Origin of the sequence: Kitasatospora sp. NPDC088264 (genome assembly GCF_040685715.1) — a bacterium.
Taxonomy (GTDB): domain Bacteria; phylum Actinomycetota; class Actinomycetes; order Streptomycetales; family Streptomycetaceae; genus Kitasatospora.
Genome location: NZ_JBFBIR010000003.1, coordinates 74,680 through 92,995, shown reverse-complemented (window position 1 = coordinate 92,995; position 18,316 = coordinate 74,680). Strand labels below are relative to the sequence as shown.

Genomic DNA, 18,316 nt, shown 5'->3' with positions numbered 1-18,316 from the left:
GGCCGGGGTCGGGACGTACGGCGGCCGACCCGGGCGCGGGGGTGGTGCCCCGGCCCGGGTCGGCCTGTTTCACGGATCCAGCCGTTGACCTGTCACTTCTGCTCCGCCGGTCATTCCTGTTCCGCCGGTCACTTCTGTTCCGCGAGTGCCCGGTTCAGCAGGAGGACGTTGACGCCCTCCTGCCCGAGGAAGCCGAGCGAGCGGCCTTCGGTGTACTTCTCGACCAGCTTGTGCACCGCGTCCGCCGACAGGTTCCGGGTCTTGGCGACCCGGTTCACCTGCTCCTCGGCGTAGGCGACCGAGATGTACGGGTCGAGGCCGGAGCCGGAGGCGGTCAGCGCGTCGGCCGGGACGCTCTCCGGGGCGACGCCGTCGAACTCGGCGGCGGCGGCGCGGCGGTCGTTGACGGCCTTCAGCAGGTCGTCACTGTTCGGGCCGAGGTTGGAGGCGCCGGACGAGGACGAGTCGTAGCCGGTCCCGGCCGCGGAGGGGCGGGGCTGGAACCACTTCGGGTCCGGCTGCGCCTCCTCCTTCGGGTCGTCGGGGTTCTTCTTCGGGAGGTTGAAGTTCTGGCCGATCAGGCTGGAACCGACCTCCTTGCCGTCGGACTTCACGAGCGAGCCGTTGGCCTTCTCGGTGAAGGCGACCTGGCTGATCCCGGTGACCAGCAGCGGGTAGGCGATCCCGAGGATCGCGGTGAGCACCAGCAGCGCCCGCAGTGCGGTGAAGTGGGTGCGGACGGTCGTCGGCAGGGGCTTGGACATCGGATTCTCCTCTCTCAGCTCAGGCCGGGGATGAACTGGACGATCAGGTCGATCAGCTTGATGCCGACGAACGGCACCACCAGACCGCCGAAGCCGTAGACCCCGATGTTGCGGCGCAGCAGGGAGCTGGCGTCGGACGGGCGGTAGCGCACGCCGCGCAGGGCGAGCGGGATCAGGCCGATGATGACCAGGGCGTTGAAGATGATCGCCGAGGTGATCGCGGACTGCGGGCTGTGCAGGCCCATGATGTTGAGGTGGCTCAGGCCCGGGTAGACCCCGGCGAACATCGCGGGGATGATCGCGAAGTACTTGGCCACGTCGTTGGCGATCGAGAAGGTGGTCAGCGCGCCACGGGTGATCAGCAGCTGCTTGCCGATCTCGACGATCTCGATCAGCTTGGTCGGGTTGGAGTCCAGGTCGACCATGTTGCCGGCCTCCTTGGCCGCCATGGTCCCGGTGTTCATGGCCACGCCGACGTCGGCCTGGGCGAGCGCGGGGGCGTCGTTGGTGCCGTCGCCGGTCATCGCGACCAGCTTGCCGCCCTCCTGCTCCTTCTTGATCAGCGCCATCTTGTCCTCGGGGGTGGCCTCGGCGAGGAAGTCGTCCACGCCCGCCTCCTCCGCGATCGCCTTGGCGGTCAGCGGGTTGTCGCCCGTGATCATGATGGTCTTGATGCCCATCCGGCGGAGCTCGTCGAAGCGCTCCCGCATGCCCTCCTTGACCACGTCCTTGAGGTGGATCACCCCGAGGACGCGGGCCGGCTTGGCGCCGACCTTGGTGGCCACCACCAGCGGGGTGCCGCCGGCCGCGGAGATCCCGTCGACCAGGGCGGAGACCTCGTTGCCGACCGAACCGCCGTTCTCGGTCACCCAGTTGGTGACCGCGCCGGCCGCGCCCTTGCGGACCTGGTGGACCGCCTCGGCCTCGTCCAGGTCGACGCCGGACATCCGGGTCTGGGCGGTGAACGGGACCCAGGTGGCGTGCGTCAGCTCGCCCTGGGCGCGGGCCCGCAGGCCGTACTCGGTCTTGGCGAGGACCACGATCGAGCGGCCCTCCGGGGTCTCGTCCGCGAGGGAGGACAGCTGCGCGGCGCTGGCCAGTTCCTCGGTGGACACGCCCGGGGCGGGCAGGAACTCGGCGGCCTGGCGGTTGCCCAGGGTGATGGTGCCGGTCTTGTCCAGCAGCAGGGTGTTGACGTCGCCGGCCGCCTCGACGGCCCGGCCGGACATCGCCAGCACGTTGCGCTGCACCAGCCGGTCCATGCCGGCGATGCCGATCGCGGAGAGCAGCGCGCCGATGGTGGTCGGGATGAGCGCCACGATCAGGGCGACCAGGACGATCATCGACTGCGGCGCGCCCGCGTAGGTGGCCATCGGCTGCAGGGTCACCACGGCGACCAGGAAGACGATGGTCAGCGAGGCGAGCAGGATGTTCAGCGCGATCTCGTTCGGCGTCTTCTGCCGGGCGGCGCCCTCGACCAGGGCGATCATCCGGTCGATGAACGACTTGCCGGGCTCCGAGGCGATCTTCACCACGATCCGGTCGGACAGCACCTTGGTGCCGCCGGTCACCGCCGAGCGGTCACCGCCGGACTCGCGGATGACCGGCGCGGACTCGCCGGTGATCGCCGACTCGTCGACGCTCGCGACGCCCTCGACGACGTCGCCGTCGCCGGGGATGATCTGACCGGCCTCGACCACCACGTGGTCGCCGAGCCGCAGCGCGGTGCCCGGCACCTCCTCCTCGGCCTGCGTGGCGGGCCAGTCGGTGAGCCGGCGGGCGACGCTCTCGGTCTTGGTCTTGCGCAGGGTGTCGGCCTGGGCCTTGCCGCGGCCCTCGGCGACGGCCTCGGCCAGGTTGGCGAAGATCGTGGTGAGCCAGAGCCAGACGGTGATGGCCCAGGCGAACACGGACGGGCTGGCGATCGCGGAGACGGTGGTGACCACCGAGCCGACCTCGACCACGAACATGACCGGGTTCTTGACCATCACCCGGGGGTCGAGCTTCTTCACCGCGTCCGGCAGGGACGCGACGATCAGCTTCGGGTCGAGCAGGCCGCTGGCCACTCTGTGCTGCGCGGCGGGCTCAGCCTTGTCGGCCGGTGCGGGGTTGAGCGTAGGGGTGGACATCAGGAGAGACCTTCCGCGATCGGCCCGAGAGCCAGGGCCGGGAAGTAGGTGAGGCCGACGACGATCAGGATGACGCCCGACAGCAGGCCCACGAACAGCGGCTTGTGGGTGGGCAGGGTGCCCGGGGTGGCCGGGACCGGCTGCTGCTGGGCGAGCGAACCGGACAGCGCCAGGACGAAGACGATCGGCAGGAGGCGGCCGAAGATCATCGCCAGGCCGAGCGCCGTGTCGTACCAGTCGGTGTTGACGGTGATGCCGCCGAAGGCCGAGCCGTTGTTGTTGGCGGCCGAGGTGAAGGCGTACAGCACCTCGGAGAAGCCGTGGGCGCCCGAGTTGAGCATCCCGGCCCGCTCCCCCGGCAGGGCCATCGCCAGGCCCGTGCCGACCAGCACCAGGGTCGGCGTGGTGAGGATGTACAGCGAGGCGAACTTCATCTCCCGGCCGCCGAGCTTCTTGCCCAGGTACTCGGGGGTGCGGCCGACCATCAGACCGGCGACGAACACCGCGACGATCGCCAGCACGAGCATGCCGTACAGGCCGGAGCCCACACCGCCGGGCGCGATCTCGCCCAGCATCATGTTGAAGACCGTCAGCCCGCCGCCGAACGGCGTGTACGAGTCGTGGAAGGAGTTCACCGCGCCGGTCGAGGTCAGCGTGGTCGAGGCGGCGAACAGGCCGGAGGCGGCGATGCCGAAGCGCTGCTCCTTGCCCTCCATCGCGGCGCCCGCGGCCTGGAGGGCGGTGCCCTGGTGCTGCGACTCGGCGAAGGTGAGCAGGGCGACCGAGGCGACCCAGAACAGGCCCATCACGGCGAGGATCGCGTAGCCCTGGCGGTTGTCCCCCACCATCCGACCGAAGGCCCGCGGCAGCGCGAACGGGATCAGCAGGATCAGGAAGATCTCGACCAGGTTGGAGAAGCCGGTCGGGTTCTCGAACGGGTGCGCGGAGTTGGCGTTGAAGAAGCCGCCGCCGTTGGTGCCGAGCAGCTTGATGACCTCCTGGGAGGCCACCGGGCCGCCCGGGATCTTCTGCACCTCGCCGCTGAGCGTGGCCACCTCGTGGAAGCCGTGGAAGTTCTGGATCACGCCGGAGGCGGCCAGGACCAGGGCGAAGACGATCGAGATCGGCAGCAGCAGGCGCAGGTTGATCCGGGTGAGGTCCACCCAGAAGTTGCCGACCCGGTCGGTCCGGTTGCGGGTGAAGCCCCGGATCAGCGCGCCGACGACGGCGATGCCGACGGCCGCGGAGACGAAGTTCTGCACCGCCAGGCCCGCCATCTGCGCCAGGTGGCCCATCGCGGACTCACCGGCGTAGGACTGCCAGTTGGTGTTGGCGACGAACGAGATCGCGGTGTTCCAGGCCTGGTGGCCCTCCATCTGCGGAACGCCCAGGTTCAGCAGCAGGTAGCCCTGGAGGCGGATCAGGCCGTAGAGGAAGAGGACGGAGACGGCCGAGAAGGCCAGCACCGAGCGGAGGTACACCGGCCAGCGCTGATCGGCGTCGCCGTCGACGCCGATCACCTTGTAGATGCCGCGCTCGACTCTGAGGTGCTTGGTGGTGGTGAGGAGCTTGGCGATGTAGTCGCCAAGGGGGCGGTAGCACAGGGCCAGTGCCCCGACCAGGGCCAGGGCCTGCAGCCAGCCCGCGAGAGTGGATCCCATGTCAGAACTTCTCCGGGAAGATCAGCGCCACGACGAGATAGCCGACGAGCGCGACGGCCACGATCAGACCTGCGATGTTCTCCGCGCTCACAGCTTCTCCACCCCCCGCGCGATCAGGGCGATGACGGCGAACACGGCGACCGTGACACCGACGTAGATGAGATCGGACATGGGCTCCACCAGAGCGGTTCGGGAGACTGCCGCGGGCGGGCCGGGGGCTTCGCGCGGCGCCGGCGGACGACCGGCAGATGCAGCAAAGCAGCCGTCAGAGGCGCGTTATGGCTCCCTGACGCCCTCCATACGGGTGACTGCGGGACGTTGACGCGACCTTGACGCCCGCTTCACCGGGCCGTGACCGTCGTCATCAGGCCGTGATCGGCCCGGCGCCGGAACGCCGGAAGCCCCGGGATTCCGGGGCTTCCGTACGGGTGGGGGTGCGGGTTGGTACGGGCTTCGTGCGGGCGGGGCCGACGGAGGCCCGGGGGGCCGGCTACTGCTCCGGTCAGACCTTCTCCGGCGCCGGGAGCCGCTCGTACCCGCTCCCCGGGGCCGGCTCGCCCCGGCGCACCGCGCCGGGCGCCCGGCGCGACGGACCGCCCGCGCGCCCGGAGGAGGTCAGCTGCCACGGCACGCTGATCACCATCACGCCCGCCGTGAACAGCAGCCGGCTCTTCAGCCACAGCGCCGACTGGTTGTGCAGCAGGTGCTCCCACCAGTGGCCGACCACGTACTCCGGGATGAACACGGCGACCGCCTCCCGGGGGCTGTCCCGGCGGTGCTCCCGCACGTACGCCAGCACCGGCTTGGTGATCTCCCGGTACGGCGAGTCCAGCACCTTCAGCGGCACCCGGACGCCGGCCTCCGTCCACTGCCGCTCCAACTCGCCGGTCGCCTCCGGCTCCACCGCCACGGTCAGCGCCTCCAGCGAGTCCGGCCGGAACGCCTCCGCGTAGCCGAGCGCCCGCAGCGTCGGCTTGTGCAGCTTGGACACCAGCACGATCCCGTGCACCCGGGCGGGCCGCGCCGACTCGGCCTCCGGGTCGTCCACCGCCAGCTCGGCGGCGACGCCGTCGTAGTGCCGGCGGATGCCGCGCATCATCAGCCACAGCACCAGCGCGGCGACCACGGCCAGCCAGGCGCCCTGGGTGAACTTGGTGAGCAGCACGATCACCAGCACCAGCGCGGTGACGACCGCGCCGAAGGCGTTGATCACCCGGGAGCGCAGCGCCGAGCGGCGCACCGCCGGGTCGGTCTCGGTGGCCAGCGCCCGGTTCCAGTGCCGGACCATGCCGATCTGGGACAGCGTGAAGGAGGTGAAGACGCCCAGGATGTACAGGTGGATCAGGCTGGTGACGTTCGCGTCGTACAGCCAGAGCAGCCCGCCGGCCACCACCGCGAGCGCGATGATGCCGTTGGAGAAGGCCAGCCGGTCCCCGCGGGTGTGCATCTGCCGGGGCAGGTAGCGGTGCTCGGCCAGGATCGAGGCCAGCAGCGGGAAGCCGTTGAAGGCGGTGTTGGCGGCCAGGATCAGCACCAGCGCGGTGACCGCCTGGATCGCGTAGAACAGCACGCTGTGGTCGCCGCCGAAGATCGCCGCCGCGAGCTGGGCGATCACGGTCTGCTGGGGCGTGCTCGCGCAGTCGCCGGGGAAGCCGGACAGCCGGCAGGCGCCGCCCTCGGTGATGTGCACCTTGGCGATCAGCGCGAGGGCGGTGATGCCGGCGAACATCACCACGGCCGTGGTGCCCATCACGGCCATGGTGCGCGCGGCGTTCCTCGCCTTCGGCGCCCGGAAGGCCGGGACTCCGTTGGAGATCGCCTCCACCCCGGTCAGCGCCGTACAGCCGGAGGCGAACGCCCGCAGGCCCAGCATCAGCAGGCCGAGGCCGGCCACCGTGTCCTTGCCGTCCTCCGGGAGGATCCCGTACGAGGCGCTGGACGCCACCGGCGCGTCGCCGAGCGCGACCCGGACCAGCCCGGTGACCACCATCAGCAGGATGCCGCCGATGAACAGGTACGTCGGCGCGGCGAAGGCCTTGCCGGACTCCCGGACGCCGCGCAGGTTCACCGCCATCAGCAGCAGCACGAAGCCCAGCGCCAGCCAGACCCGGTGACCGGCCAGCGAGGGCAGCGCCGAGATGATGTTGTCCACCCCGGAGGCCACCGACACCGCGACCGTCATCACGTAGTCGACCAGCAGCGAGGCGGCCACCACCAGACCGGAGTTGGCGCCGAGGTTGCGGGACACCACCTCGTACGAGCCGCCGCCGCTCGGGTAGGCGTGCACCACCTGGCGGTAGGACATCACCACGACCGCCATCAGCGCGACCACGCCGGCCGCGACCCACGGGGTCAGGTAGAGGAAGGCGGCGCCACCGACGGTGAGCACCAGCAGGATCTCCTGGGTCGCGTAGGCGACCGAGGAGAGCGGGTCGGAGGCGAAGATCGGCAGCGCCAGCCGCTTGGGCAGCAGCGTCTCGCCGAGCTCCTCGCTGCGCATGGCCCGGCCGATGACGAGGCGCTTGAGCGCCTGGGGCACGTTGAACACGTTGGCGAGCGTAAGTTCGGTCGGACACGACGGAATCCGTTGCGGCGCCGGCCCGGCACGTCCCGCCCTCATGGACTTCCCGCAGGTCAGGGCCACTGCGGGCGGGCACGTGCCGGGCGTATCGAGGGCGTCAGGGCCGCCCCGTTAAGACCGCGTCAAGATACCGGGTTGTTATCGGGCGTCCAGGCTGTGGACGCCCAGCACCTCAGCGGTGGCGGCCCGGGTCACATCCGCATCCGCAGCCGGCAGACCACCGCGTCGGTGTGCCGGCGCAGCGCGCGGTCGATCACGGCGCCGCGCCGGTTCTGCAGCGCCCGCTGCCACCAGCGGGCCGGCTCCACCTCCGGGATCAGCACCGTCAGCCGGTCGTAGGCGTGCTCCTCGCCGAGCCGGTTCACGAACGCGGCGATCGGCTGGCCCAGCCGGCGGCGGTCCTCCGGGATCTCCACCAGCGGCACGCCCGGCTGCCACAGCTCCCAGTCCCGCCGCAGCGCCTCCGCCTCGGCCTGCTCGTGCACCACCGTCACCGCCAGCACCTCGTCCCCGAGCGACAGCGCCGCCGACAGGCCGTCCCGGGTGAGCCGGGTGATGGCCGTCACCGGCACGACCACCAGGCTGCGCTGGCGGGTCACCGCGCCCGGCACCCGGCCCAGCTCCAGCCGCTCCCCGATCAGTCCGTAGCTGCGGTGCACCGCCTCGAACAGCACCACCAGCAGCGGCAGCGCCACCACGATGCCCCAGGCGCCCTCGGTGAACTTGGTGCCGGTCACCACCACCGTCGCGACCCCGGTGAGCAGCGCGCCGAACCCGTTCAGCACGGCCTTCCGCACCCAGCCGGCCGGCCGGTGCACGGACCAGTGCCGGACCATGCCGACCTGACAGATCGTGAACCCGACGAACACGCCGATCGAGAACAGCGGCACCAGGCTGTTCACGTCCCCGCCCGAGCCGACCAGCAGCGCCGCCGACACCAGGGCGAGGAACAGCACCCCGTGCCGGTGCACCTGGCGGTCGGCCCGCAGCGCGAACACGTGCGGCAGGTGGTTGTCCCGGGCGAGCAGGTGCAGCAGCACCGGCAGCCCGCCGAAGGAGGTGTTCGCGGCCAGCCCGAGCAGCACCACGGTGGCGAACTGGACGACGTAGAAGGCGGCGCCGTGGCCGAGCGAGGCGTCGGCGAGCTGGGCCAGCACCGTGACGCCCTCCACCGGCTGGAGGTGGAAACGGCCGATCAGCACGGCCAGCCCGATCAGCATCACGCCGAGCAGGGCGCCGAGCACCACCTCGGTGTGCTGCGCCCGCTTCACCCGCGGGGTCCGGAACGACGGGACGGCGTTCGCCACCGCCTCCACCCCGGTCAGCGCCGAGCACCCGGCCGCGAACGCCTTGAGCAGCAGCAGCGCGCCGACGGTCGTGGCGTTCTCGGCCAGCGTCGAGGCGTGGCCCGCGGCGGCCGCGGTGCTCGCCGGGCCGTCCCGGAACAGGCCGACCACGATGATCGCCAGGATCGACACCACGAAGACGGCCGTCGGCGCCATGAACCAGCGCGCCGACTCGGCGATCCCGCGCAGGTTCACCGCCGTCACCAGGGCCAGCACGCCCAGGCACAGCCAGACCCGGTCGTCGTACAGGCTCGGCACCGCCGAGGTCAGCGCCGCCACCCCCGCGGTCACCGAGACCGCCACGTTCAGGATGTAGTCGATCACCAGCGAGGCGGCCGCGGTCAGCGCCGTCCGTCGGCCCAGGTGCTCCTTCGCCACCGCGTACGAGCCGCCGCCGTCCGGGAACGCCGCGATCACCTGCCGGTACGACGCCACCAGCACGCCCAGCAGCACCGCGATCGCCACCGTCACCGGCAGTGTGAAGCCCAGCCCGTACGCCCCGGCCGCGGCCAGCACCAGCACGATCGACTCCGGCCCGTACGCGACCGAGGCCATGGCGTCCAACGACAGCGCCGCCAGACCGCCCAGCGCACTCAGCCGGTGCCGCTCGTCGCCCGCGCCGGTGTCCGGCGGTTCGGGTTCGGCCGTGACGGCCTGGGTGGTGATGGCGCTGGGCATCGGACGGAACCTCCGCGATCGGTTGTTCCTCCGATCCTGCGGGCCGCACCCCCGCCCTCCCCCCGACCCCTACGCGTTCCTGACGCCGTCCCAGGAACCATTGACGGGCCCTTGACGCACCGCGGGAGAGCTCATGGCGGGGGGGTGGCGGGGATGGGTGGGCCGCTGTCCCGGCGGGCGCCGGTTGGGAAGACGACCAGCTCTTGCGAAGAACCCCCGGCGCGCCCTACGCACACCCGGGACACCACCACAATCACGCTGAACGGCCCCACCCACCCCCGCACCCACTCTGCTGCCTGCTGACCGTAATTGCAAGCAATGCGCAATAAGTGTCCTCGCCGCCGGCACGGCAGCGCCGCGGCGCCCACGCGACGATCACGCGGCGGGAAAACGACAACGGCCCCCGATCCGCGTCTCCGCAGATCGGGGGCCGTTCTCTGTCCTGTGGCTGGTGCAGGGTTCGAACCTGCGTAGCTTACGCGGCAGATTTACAGGCCGCTGACCAGGCACGCTCTGACCTGCGGACTCTTGATCGCGGACCGGATCTGGTCCGCGCCTGGTCCGGATCATGCTCTCGGCGACCCCTACCAGCCCACCTCCGCAAGCACCTGCGGGCCGCGTCGGGCAGCGATCTCCGCTACCCGACGCGGCCCTTCTGTGTCTCACCTCACGCCCCGCTGGCCGGACCACCGACGCCGAGGTCGAGCCGGGCCTGCGCGTGGTAGGCGTTGAGCAACTCGATCAGGGCCGCTCCGTTCGACACCTCGGTGTGCTCGCGAGCGGCTATCTCTGACTCCCACAGCACGACGTTCACCGCCCCCGCCGCCTCCACCGCGGCCGGACTGGCGAGCAGGACGAGCGTCTCGAAGAGCGCCGACCGCTGGATCTCAGCGCGCTCCATCGTCGCCAGGAACTCCGCCCGCGCCGTCGACCCCGCTTCGGCCTGCCTGGCCCGCTTCGCGACGGCGTCGATCTCCTTCACGCAGGTCGCGTACTGCACGTAGGTGTCGAGCTTCCGCTCATCCCACCGCGCGGCCATCAGCCGGCGGTGCTTGGTCCGCTCCGCCCACCCCGTGGCCACGAACGAGGTGAGCGCCCCCAGCAAGACGCCCACCAGCGTGACGATCTGAGTAATCACCGCCCAGAACCTACCGAGCGCCGTCAACTCCAGGAAGGACACCCCCTACTTCCAGGCCGCCGCGAGGCCGTCGCGTTCGACGGACGCGCGGAGTAGGTCACGCTTCGCCCCGGGCCGCGACGTGCCGCCCACCAGCTCCGAGAACGAACACCTGGGGGATCAGCAGCCGCACCTCAACAGGCCTCCGCACGGTGGGCGGTCAACTCAGGCTGACACGCCAGGGATGCCGGGGCCCCGGACGGATTCGTCCGGGGCCCCGTCGTGCACGTAACCTTGCAGCAGTTCGAAATCCCTTCACAGACGAGCGCGTGAGTGTTCGTCAGCAATCCCGGCCGCAAGGTGCGGGCGGATTCTCGGCGCCCGCTCAGCGCGGGCGTCGCGATCCCGACCGCAAGGCGCGGCCGGGGCAGTGCGAAGGGGTGGAGCATGACCGCGCTCAATCAGCAGCAGCCGGCCGACGAGGGTCCGGATGTAGAGCCGAAGAACGCGGGGAGGCCCCACAGGGATGGGGTGCGCCGGCTGCTTGCCGTATGGCGGGGAGTGAAGATGGCGTACGAAATCTGGCAGTTGTTCCAGGACCTTTGGAACTAGCTGCTTAGCACGATGGCCCAGCCGCGCCAACGGCCAGGCCATCACCAGTGCGACTGTAGAGCCACACCGTAGGTACGGAGGGTCCGTCTCGGAACCCCTGGTGTTCATAGCACCAGGCGGGGCGGGCCCTCCCTCGTGCATCCACTTGTGCTTTCACCGCTGTCAAGCGTTGCGTCTCCATCGACGATACCAGGATTGATGTGTTTGATGTGGTATCGATCTTCCCGTCGGAGCAAGGAAATGCATCATTCCCTCCGCCAACTTCGCGACCAGCCGAGATGCTGCCGAACGGCTCAACACCCAGCCGACCAAGGCGCTTTGGGGACTGCTCCCCTCAACGTCAAGTTGCTGAAGATCGGCTCGGCGACAGGTTATGCACTGGGCGCCGACCTCCCTTAGAGTGGGGGCAGGTCCGCCTTCAGATGCGAGGCCAGCACGCGAAAGTCGCCCGGCCCACTTTCCTAGGGCAAGCCGGACGACCTTCTTCAACCAGTCAGTTGGGGCCTGGTCCTGCTACATGGGGCCGGGCCCCATGTGGTTGTCAACGCCGAACACGGCCGCGATCACGGCCACCACGATCTGCACGAGCAGGGTGACGGTCGTCGGAGCGAGCCGAGGCATCTTGCGGGACATGCGCTTGGTGACCGGGGCGGTGCGTACCGTCTTACGACGGCGGGAACGACGCGAGCGGGACAAGATGACCTCCACTGGCCAGGGGTGGCGGCCGTTCAAGCCGCCAGGGCACGGACATGACGGTCCGTCCGACTCTGGTGACCACGGAGGTTCTCTGCGCTTGCGTCAGATTGAGTTTACGATCGCGCACCCCGCCCACGGCAAGCTGATCATGCGACGTGACCACTAATACTGGGCACAGTGAGGACTGCAGCCACTAGTTCTAGGCCTTGCGACTACACGCGTAGCTGCTCTATGCCCAGCGCTCTAGCTGGGCGCAAGCGGTCCGGCCGTCCCATCCGCAAACACTCGATCAAGTCTCCAAACAGGAACATCTTTCACCTGATCCAGGCTTGCTTGCCTCATTTCCGGGAGTCAGGCGAAGGACGAGCCAACATCGCCGCTCAGACGAGGGCATCGGCGATGAGCTGCATCGAGTCCACGATCACCACTGCGCCGGCGGCGGCCAGCTTGATCCCCTTCCCCGACTTGTTGGCGTAGCCGATCGTCGGGATACCGGCGGCCTCCCCGGCCTCGACGTCGCGGGCCGCGTCGCCGATGAAGATGCAGTGCTCCGGCCCGGCACCCGCGGCTTCCATCGCTTCGAGCAGGAGGCGCGGGTTCGGCTTCATGGACGAGGGGTCGCCCGGGGCGCGTCCGAAGACGCTGGCCACGTAGTGGCTGAGGCCATGAGCGGCGAGGTAAGCCTCGATGGCCGCGCCCGCGTTGTTACTGACCACCGAGACCAGCCGACCGGAGAGGGCAGCAGCGTGCAGAACCGATTCGCCGCCTGGGGTCGGGCGAGCGACCCGGACAGCTTCGGTCTCCAGCATGGCCAGCGCGATGTCCGTGCTCGCCGTGAGGTCGGGGCGAGCGTCCGCGACCAGCCGGAGCAGGGCGAGCGGGTCGTTCTCCTCCTCCACCCCGGCCGGGGCTTGCTCGCCGGTGGCGAGCAAGCCCTCACGGAGCCGACGCGCGACCTCCGGAGCGGGGAAGCCGGCGAAGACCGAGCACACCGGGCCGTCGAAGTCGAGGAGCACGTGCTTCACCGGCCGCAGCACGTCGGCGAGTTGCTGAGGGGTGGCCGTCATGGCTGCCGCTCGTAGGCGATCGTGCTCCACACGCTGTCGAACCACATCTGGGCCTGCTGGACGTACTGCGATCCGAGCGAGGCGTCGTCCGGGCCGGCGGCGTGGTGGAACAGAGTGGTGTCCTTGCCGGTCACGTCGTAGAAGGTGTGGGCGGCGTCGTCGATCGTCACGGTGCGCTCGCGGAGCGGGTAGAAGCCGAAGAACGCCTCCGACCGGTTCAGGATGTAGAGCTTGAACAGGCTGGACGCCCGGTGGACCTTGACCTGGACGCTCGCCTTCTGGACCAGGCCCAGCTCGGCCAGCATCTCCACCGAGTGGGCGATCCCGCCGGCGTTCGTCAGGGCGATGTTGCGGGCGCGCTGGCGGAGGGCCGCCTCATCCTGGAGGCCGTCGACCAGGACCGGCACGGCCATCGGTGCCGTGGTGTCCGGCAGCAGCAAGCGGACCGTGATGGATTCGGGCGCCAGCCGGCCGGAGCGGACCTTGTCCAGCGGCTCCTGGAGCGCGTTGTGGAGCGTCTCGCTGGAGAAGCCGGCGAAGTCGAGCGTCACCTGCTGCTGCTCGAAGGCCGCTTCCAGGTGCGGCCGCAGCCCGACCGGGCGGGAGGTGCGCTCGCGCACGAAAGAGCCGCTCCCCTGGCGGGTGACGATCAGCCCCTCGGTGCGGAGCAGGTCGAGCGCCTTGTCCACCGTGCCGCGCGCCACGCCGAAGTGCTTCGCCAGTTCGGGGCCGGAAGGGAGCTTGTCACCGGTCTCGAAGCCCGGCTTCTTGGTGAGGATCGAGGCCCGCAGGATGCTGCCGACCTGCTGATACGGGGGGCGTGAGTCATCCGGGTCCAAGGCCATCTCCCCATGCTAGGGCAGACACCCAAGAGGGGCGAGAAACCCAACCCTCTTGACCTGCCTAGGCAGGTTGCCTATGTTGTGAGTGTCGCACCGAGTGAGACAGGGGTGACGCAGAGGGGTCTTCTTTGGGCTGCTCTGAGCTGCGCAAACGCGCCCGGAGGGGTGGGGTGACAGCCCCCCGAAGGCAGCGCTCGTTCCTTCACAACTCCATAGGTCCCGCCGAGAACCCCGCGATAGGAGGTGTCTGGGGAGAGGCGGAGGCAGACCGAGCGGACGGCCCGAAGTGGGCTCCTGCGGGGGTGAGGGTGCGACTCCCTCCCCGTCCACGTGCAGCACGCCGCGCATCGCGCGCCGGCCGCTGCTGTCCTCGGGCCCGTCGAGCGGGCCGCCGCGCATTCCTTGGCCGGGCGCGCGGCGGCCCCGGGCCCCTCCCGACGAGAAACGAGGTAGACCCGTGAGGTCGATTGTTGCAGGTCAAACCGCCCTGACGGAGGGCGAGTTCGCCGATCTTACACTCGGTGTGGAGTCGGATTTCAGCCGGCTGTTCACCGGGGTGGTCGGCGAAAGCGAGATCGAGCGAGAGGTCCGTACGGACGCCGCGGGCGACGTCCTGGCGGACCTCCGCCGCGAGGACCCGGTGCTCGCCGCCTACGCCGAGCAGCTGCTGAGCGTGGCGCCGGTGCCGCTGCGGCGCCCGGTGGTCGTCCGCCGCACGGCGCGCTTCGAGCGGGTGGCCGCGTGACGACGATGGCCGCGCCGGCGGGAGTTTCGGCCCCGGCCGCCACCGCTTCAACCACGCGGGCGGCTGCTTCAACCACATCGTCTCCGACGTCCAGTCCGGTGCTGATCGGGCTGGCGGTGCTCGCCCTCGTGGGTGGCATGGTGCTGGCCGGGATCGGCTTCACCGGCTCGTACTCGGCCCTGGTGAAGCTCGGTTTCAGGCACGGCTTCGGGGACTTCAGCCACGTCTACCCGATCGGGCTGGACGCCGGAATCGTGGTCCTCCTCGCCCTGGACCTCTACCTGATCCGCCAGCGCACCCCGTGGCCGCTGCTGCGGCTGCTGGCCCACGGCTTCACCAGCGCGACGATCTACTTCAACGCCGCCTCCAACGGCCCGATCACCGCCGATCCGACCGGCTCCGCCCTGCACGCCGTGATCCCGGTGATGTTCGTCGCAGCCGTCGAGGCCGGGCGGCGCCTGGTCATCCGGATCACCCGGACCGAGGCCGGACACCAGCGCGACGGCGTACCGGTGCACCGCTGGCTGCTGGCCCCGTGGCCGTCTTTCCTGATGTACCGGCGGATGCGGCTGAACGGCATCGCCTCCTACGACCGCGCGGTGGAGCTGGAGCGCGAGCGGCTCATGTACCGGGTCATGCTGGAGCGTCAGCACGGGGGCGACGCACTGAAAGCCCCCGCTGACCAGCGGCTTCCGCTCACGATGGAGCGCTTCGGGCTCTCCGTGGACGAGGCCCTGGCCCTGCCGATGGAGGCTGAGGAGAAAGCTCGGCGCCGAGCCGAGCGCATGGCCTCCTTCGAGGCCGAGGCCAGCGCACGGGCGGAGGCCCGAGCTGCGGACGCCCGGATCTCCAGCCTGCGTACGGCAGGCCGCATCGAGGCCGCCGAATACGAGGTCGGCGCCGAGACGGCCGCCGCCCGCGCCCAGGCTCAGGCCCGTACGCTCGCCGCCGGCCGGGAGGCTGAGGCCGCTGAGCGGCTCGACCAGGCGACGGAGGAACTGGCCGCCGCCGCTGCCGAGCAGGACGCCGCCGAAGCCCGGCGCCGCGCCGCTGAAACCGATCGGGCTGCCGCTGAAACGGAGCAGACCGCCGCTGCAACCCGGCGCCGCGCCGCTGAAACGGACCGCGAGACGGCGGCCGTCGAGCGGGCCCAGGCCGAGGACGAGCAGGCCGCTCAGCGCGCCCGGGCCGACGCCGGGGAGGCCACCGAGGCGGCCCGGTTGCGTGCCGCTGAAACCCGCGCGCGGGCTGCTGAAACCGAACTCCGCGCGGTCGAAGCGGAGGACTCGGCGAAGCTGACGCCCGCCGCCCGGGCGACCCGCCGGGTCGCCCGGATGATCCTCGCGGCCGGCGGGAACCCCGAGGCCGTCACCCTCCAGTCCATCGCTGACGCCCTCGACGTCTCCCTCGCCACCGCCTCCGGACGCCGCGCCGAGGCCGCCGAGCTGCTCGCCTCCGGTTACGCCCTGAGCGCTGCCTGACCAGCTCGAATTCCTCAGCTCCACCCCGCCACATGGAAGGCAGTGTCATGGCCCTGACCAAGGCCGCACTCCCCATCCCCCCGATCACCAGCGAGGACCGCGCCCGCGCCGCCGGCGCCGCCGCTCGCCTGCTCGCCCGCCTCTCCGAGGCCAAGGACGGTGCCCGATGAACCCGCACAAGGACGTGCCCGGGCTGGGCATCGCCCGGCTCGACGGCGGCGGCCTCGCGTACCGCCTGGCCGACCCGCTGACGATCGACGAGGTCAGCGGCCTGGCCCGCGAGTCGTGGTGCCGCCGTCTGGAGGTCTCCGACGCCTCCAGCGACGGGCAGCGGCCCGCCCAGTTCCGCGCGATCTGCGAGGTGGACGGCGACCCGTTCGTCCTCGTTGGCCGGATCGGAGCGGACTCCTGATGTTCGGCATCGGCAAGAAGCAGCCCGCCCAGCCGCCGTCCCGCCAGCAGCGCCGGGCGAAGGCGGTCCGCGAGGCCGACCGCGCCGGGCACGCCGCGATCGACGCGCTCCCCACCAGCCGCTCCATCACGAACTGGTGGCGGGCGTCGGACGGTTCGCGGCGCTCCTCCTGACCCGCCGTGGGGCCCGGCCCCACGTGGCCGGGCCCCCGATCTGCCAACGGAGAACACAGTGATGTACCTGGTTCTGCTGCTGATCCTGGCCGACGCCGGGATCGGCCTCTGGGCCCTGCAGGAGTTTGCCCGCCGGGGGTGGTACCGGTGACCGTTCCCCCGCCCCAGCCGGACGCGACCGAGGTCGTCGAGTGGTGGCGCAGGAGTTGGCCGCCGAAGCAGCGCGCCGTCGGCGCCGTCCCCGTCCTCCACAAGGACGGGGACCAGGCCGAGGACCTCGACGACGCCGAGGACGACGCCGACGAGCAGCCCCGCACGACTCCGGCCTACGACCTGAACGACGTCGTCGAGCGCCTCGGCCTGCTGATCAGCGAGACGCCGGAGGAGCGCGCCGAGCGGATGCGCGCCGAGCGCGAGGACTGGCACGAGCGGCAGGGCGAGACCCCCGCCCAGCGCGAGGCCCGGCACCGGTCCGAGCGGCTCGCCGTACGCCGTCAGGCCTCTGCGGCCTGGCGCCAGCCGCAGTCCGAGCGCGCCCGCCGGTTCCGACGCTGGTGCATCCTCACCACCGCCTCCGCCGTGGTCGGTTACAGCGTCGGCGCCGTCCAGCTGGTCGCCCACGTGCCCATCGCCGTCGCCGCGCTCGCCGCCGGCGGTGCCTGGTTCTTCGACCTGCGGATGCGCGGGTGGGGCCAAGTCCGGGTGTCCGAGGTCCGGGGCGCCGGCGCCTTGACCGTCCTGGTCCTCGTCCGGGTGCCGCTCGCCTCCGCCCTGGTCGGAGCGCTCGGGCTGGCCCCGCTGATCACCCTCCTCTCGACCAGCCACCACTGACCCCAGGAGCCCACCATGGACACCCAGTTGCTCGGCTCGTTCGGCTCCGGCGGTCTCTGCCTGGCCATCGCCGTGTGGATCATCCTCGGCAGCCGCAAGGCCGACAAGCAGGGCAAGCTCGCCAAGAAGCACAAGGACGAGCACACCGCCTGGCTGATGATCGTCTTCGGGATCTTCGCGGCGGGCGCCGGCCAGGCGTTCAGCGCCCCGGGCACGGTCGGCGACGCGCTGACCCACGCCTTCACCTCGCAGAGCCAGGCGTTCGGCAACGTCGGCGCGGGTGCGGTCGCCGCCGTCCTGACCCTCGTCCTGTTCGGAACCAAGCCGGGCCCCTGGAAGGACAGCATCCTCGCCTCGACGGTGCCCTCCGTCTACGCCGCCGCCGGTGGGATCTGGGCACTGCCGCTGACCGTGATCGGCTCCGTCCTCAAGGGCCTGGTCGGTGCCTGATGAAGCTGCACCGGTACCTCGAAGGTGTGAGCCTCACCGCGTTCGGGGCGGGCAACCGCCGGATCATCCGGACTGTCCGGCCGCACATCGGGAAGGTACGACTCACCAAGCAGCAAGTCGGGGTAGCTGTCGCCGTGTTGGCGTTCCTCTCCCCCGCGCTGGCCCGCCCCGCCGCCCGGTACGCACCGACCGTGATCACCGTCGCCCTGGTGCTGTGGGTCGTCGTGGCGGTCGTGGTGGGCAACGCCTCCCCTGACGCCGACTCGGCCGTCGACGACCAGGCGCTCGCCGACGTCTCCACCGAGGCCGGACCGGACGACGGCGAGGACCAGGGTGACGAGTTGCAGGACGCCCCCGTTGACGCCGATCTGTTCGCCCTCATCCGGTACGTCGCCGGCATGTCCGACCAGGGCACCGCCGCCCACCTCTCCCACGTCCTGAAGGAGGGCCAGGCGCGGGCCCTCTTCGGCGGCTGGAAGGTCCCCGATCTGAAGGCCCACTTGGAGGACCTGGGGGTGGCCCTGGTCGAGGGCAAGAAGCTCACCTTCAACGGGCGTCAGCGCAACCGCCTCGCGGTGCTGCTGGACGCCCTCCCGGAGAGCGCCCCCGGCACCGTCCCGACGGTGGCCCAGAAGGCTGCGTGACCCCGCTCCCCCGGCCCCGCTCGCCGCCCACTCCTGGACGCCGGTAGGGCGGTAGGAACCGCAGGTCAGCGCACGCCTACCGCCTTC

The 18,316-nt window shown here is 70.9% G+C and carries 19 protein-coding genes; 9 read left to right on the top strand and 10 right to left on the bottom strand.

Annotated elements, in window-relative coordinates:
* Positions 1 to 128 precede the first annotated feature (128 nt).
* The 7 genes from kdpC to AB0O82_RS03975 all read right to left on the bottom strand — a co-directional run bounded on the left by kdpC (position 129) and on the right by AB0O82_RS03975 (position 10,339).
* Entirely contained in the window at positions 129 to 764 is a 636-nt protein-coding gene (gene kdpC, locus AB0O82_RS04005) for a potassium-transporting ATPase subunit KdpC (RefSeq protein WP_363580040.1), read from the bottom strand.
* Positions 765 to 778: 14 nt separating this feature from the next.
* Positions 779 to 2,893 carry a potassium-transporting ATPase subunit KdpB gene (gene kdpB, locus AB0O82_RS04000; protein ID WP_363580038.1) on the bottom strand — a complete coding sequence of 705 codons (2,115 nt, stop codon included), beginning with the start codon at positions 2,891 to 2,893 and terminating at the stop codon, positions 779 to 781.
* Positions 2,893 to 4,554 (bottom strand): potassium-transporting ATPase subunit KdpA, encoded by a 1,662-nt coding sequence (kdpA, locus tag AB0O82_RS03995; protein ID WP_363580036.1) that lies wholly within the window; start codon positions 4,552 to 4,554, stop codon positions 2,893 to 2,895. The genes kdpB and kdpA overlap by 1 nt, the downstream gene beginning before the upstream one ends.
* 1 nt (position 4,555) lies before the next feature.
* Positions 4,556 to 4,645, bottom strand: a complete 90-nt coding sequence (gene kdpF / locus AB0O82_RS03990) for a K(+)-transporting ATPase subunit F (protein WP_037971201.1) — start codon at positions 4,643 to 4,645, stop codon at positions 4,556 to 4,558.
* Between the two features lie 411 nt (positions 4,646 to 5,056).
* Positions 5,057 to 7,054 carry an APC family permease gene (locus tag AB0O82_RS03985; RefSeq protein WP_363580293.1) on the bottom strand — a complete coding sequence of 666 codons (1,998 nt, stop codon included), beginning with the start codon at positions 7,052 to 7,054 and terminating at the stop codon, positions 5,057 to 5,059.
* A 272-nt stretch (positions 7,055 to 7,326) separates the two neighbouring features.
* The gene (locus AB0O82_RS03980) at positions 7,327 to 9,159 is read right to left on the bottom strand and encodes an APC family permease (RefSeq protein ID WP_363580034.1); all 1,833 of its coding nucleotides are present in this window, start codon (positions 9,157 to 9,159) and stop codon (positions 7,327 to 7,329) included.
* A 667-nt stretch (positions 9,160 to 9,826) separates the two neighbouring features.
* On the bottom strand, positions 9,827 to 10,339 hold the full coding sequence (locus AB0O82_RS03975; protein WP_363580032.1) for a hypothetical protein: 513 nt from the start codon (positions 10,337 to 10,339) through the stop codon (positions 9,827 to 9,829).
* A gap of 384 nt (positions 10,340 to 10,723) precedes the next feature.
* Here AB0O82_RS03975 and AB0O82_RS03970 point away from each other — a divergent pair, with 384 nt between their 5' ends.
* Entirely contained in the window at positions 10,724 to 10,888 is a 165-nt protein-coding gene (locus AB0O82_RS03970; protein WP_363580030.1) for a hypothetical protein, read from the top strand.
* Between the two features lie 513 nt (positions 10,889 to 11,401).
* On the opposite strand, the gene AB0O82_RS03965 is transcribed toward AB0O82_RS03970, so the two are convergent.
* The 3 genes from AB0O82_RS03965 to AB0O82_RS03955 all read right to left on the bottom strand — a co-directional run bounded on the left by AB0O82_RS03965 (position 11,402) and on the right by AB0O82_RS03955 (position 13,496).
* Complete coding sequence (locus AB0O82_RS03965; RefSeq protein WP_363580028.1) at positions 11,402 to 11,584, bottom strand: hypothetical protein; 183 nt, start codon at positions 11,582 to 11,584, stop codon at positions 11,402 to 11,404.
* Positions 11,585 to 11,964: 380 nt separating this feature from the next.
* A complete protein-coding gene (locus AB0O82_RS03960) occupies positions 11,965 to 12,651 on the bottom strand; it encodes an HAD-IA family hydrolase (RefSeq protein ID WP_363580026.1) in 687 nt (228 codons plus the stop codon).
* Positions 12,648 to 13,496, bottom strand: a complete 849-nt coding sequence (locus tag AB0O82_RS03955) for a GntR family transcriptional regulator (RefSeq protein WP_363580024.1) — start codon at positions 13,494 to 13,496, stop codon at positions 12,648 to 12,650. Before AB0O82_RS03955 ends, AB0O82_RS03960 begins: the two co-directional genes overlap by 4 nt.
* Before the next feature lie 520 nt (positions 13,497 to 14,016).
* On the opposite strand from AB0O82_RS03955, the gene AB0O82_RS03950 reads away from it, so the two are divergent.
* The 8 genes from AB0O82_RS03950 to AB0O82_RS03915 all read left to right on the top strand — a co-directional run bounded on the left by AB0O82_RS03950 (position 14,017) and on the right by AB0O82_RS03915 (position 18,229).
* Positions 14,017 to 14,238, top strand: a complete 222-nt coding sequence (locus AB0O82_RS03950; RefSeq protein ID WP_363580022.1) for a hypothetical protein — start codon at positions 14,017 to 14,019, stop codon at positions 14,236 to 14,238.
* A 98-nt stretch (positions 14,239 to 14,336) separates the two neighbouring features.
* A complete protein-coding gene (locus AB0O82_RS03945) occupies positions 14,337 to 15,719 on the top strand; it encodes a DUF2637 domain-containing protein (protein ID WP_363580020.1) in 1,383 nt (460 codons plus the stop codon).
* Between the two features lie 47 nt (positions 15,720 to 15,766).
* The gene (locus AB0O82_RS03940; RefSeq protein ID WP_363580018.1) at positions 15,767 to 15,889 is read left to right on the top strand and encodes a hypothetical protein; all 123 of its coding nucleotides are present in this window, start codon (positions 15,767 to 15,769) and stop codon (positions 15,887 to 15,889) included.
* Entirely contained in the window at positions 15,886 to 16,131 is a 246-nt protein-coding gene (locus AB0O82_RS03935) for a hypothetical protein (RefSeq protein ID WP_363580016.1), read from the top strand. The genes AB0O82_RS03940 and AB0O82_RS03935 overlap by 4 nt, the downstream gene beginning before the upstream one ends.
* Positions 16,131 to 16,304: a hypothetical protein gene (locus tag AB0O82_RS03930; protein ID WP_363580014.1), complete on the top strand. Its 174-nt coding sequence runs from the start codon at positions 16,131 to 16,133 to the stop codon at positions 16,302 to 16,304. The genes AB0O82_RS03935 and AB0O82_RS03930 overlap by 1 nt, the downstream gene beginning before the upstream one ends.
* A 147-nt stretch (positions 16,305 to 16,451) precedes the next feature.
* Complete coding sequence (locus AB0O82_RS03925; RefSeq protein ID WP_363580012.1) at positions 16,452 to 17,135, top strand: hypothetical protein; 684 nt, start codon at positions 16,452 to 16,454, stop codon at positions 17,133 to 17,135.
* A 15-nt stretch (positions 17,136 to 17,150) separates the two neighbouring features.
* A complete protein-coding gene (locus AB0O82_RS03920) occupies positions 17,151 to 17,585 on the top strand; it encodes a hypothetical protein (protein ID WP_363580010.1) in 435 nt (144 codons plus the stop codon).
* The gene (locus tag AB0O82_RS03915; protein ID WP_363580008.1) at positions 17,585 to 18,229 is read left to right on the top strand and encodes a hypothetical protein; all 645 of its coding nucleotides are present in this window, start codon (positions 17,585 to 17,587) and stop codon (positions 18,227 to 18,229) included. Before AB0O82_RS03920 ends, AB0O82_RS03915 begins: the two co-directional genes overlap by 1 nt.
* Positions 18,230 to 18,316 lie beyond the last annotated feature (87 nt).

Bases quoted from the DNA above. Each gene is read 5' to 3' on its own strand.
- kdpB (WP_363580038.1), bottom strand. From the start codon at position 2,893: ATGTCCACCCCTACGCTCAACCCCGCACCGGCCGACAAGGCTGAGCCC.
- AB0O82_RS03920 (WP_363580010.1), top strand. From the start codon at position 17,151: ATGGACACCCAGTTGCTCGGCTCGTTCGGCTCCGGCGGTCTCTGCCTG.
- AB0O82_RS03915 (WP_363580008.1), top strand. From the start codon at position 17,585: ATGAAGCTGCACCGGTACCTCGAAGGTGTGAGCCTCACCGCGTTCGGG.
- AB0O82_RS03955 (WP_363580024.1), bottom strand. From the start codon at position 13,496: ATGGCCTTGGACCCGGATGACTCACGCCCCCCGTATCAGCAGGTCGGC.
- AB0O82_RS03930 (WP_363580014.1), top strand. From the start codon at position 16,131: ATGTTCGGCATCGGCAAGAAGCAGCCCGCCCAGCCGCCGTCCCGCCAG.
- AB0O82_RS03985 (WP_363580293.1), bottom strand. From the start codon at position 7,054: ATGCGCAGCGAGGAGCTCGGCGAGACGCTGCTGCCCAAGCGGCTGGCG.
- AB0O82_RS03960 (WP_363580026.1), bottom strand. From the start codon at position 12,651: ATGACGGCCACCCCTCAGCAACTCGCCGACGTGCTGCGGCCGGTGAAG.
- AB0O82_RS03970 (WP_363580030.1), top strand. From the start codon at position 10,724: ATGACCGCGCTCAATCAGCAGCAGCCGGCCGACGAGGGTCCGGATGTA.
- AB0O82_RS03980 (WP_363580034.1), bottom strand. From the start codon at position 9,159: ATGCCCAGCGCCATCACCACCCAGGCCGTCACGGCCGAACCCGAACCG.
- kdpC (WP_363580040.1), bottom strand. From the start codon at position 764: ATGTCCAAGCCCCTGCCGACGACCGTCCGCACCCACTTCACCGCACTG.
- AB0O82_RS03940 (WP_363580018.1), top strand. From the start codon at position 15,767: ATGGCCCTGACCAAGGCCGCACTCCCCATCCCCCCGATCACCAGCGAG.
- AB0O82_RS03935 (WP_363580016.1), top strand. From the start codon at position 15,886: ATGAACCCGCACAAGGACGTGCCCGGGCTGGGCATCGCCCGGCTCGAC.
- kdpA (WP_363580036.1), bottom strand. From the start codon at position 4,554: ATGGGATCCACTCTCGCGGGCTGGCTGCAGGCCCTGGCCCTGGTCGGG.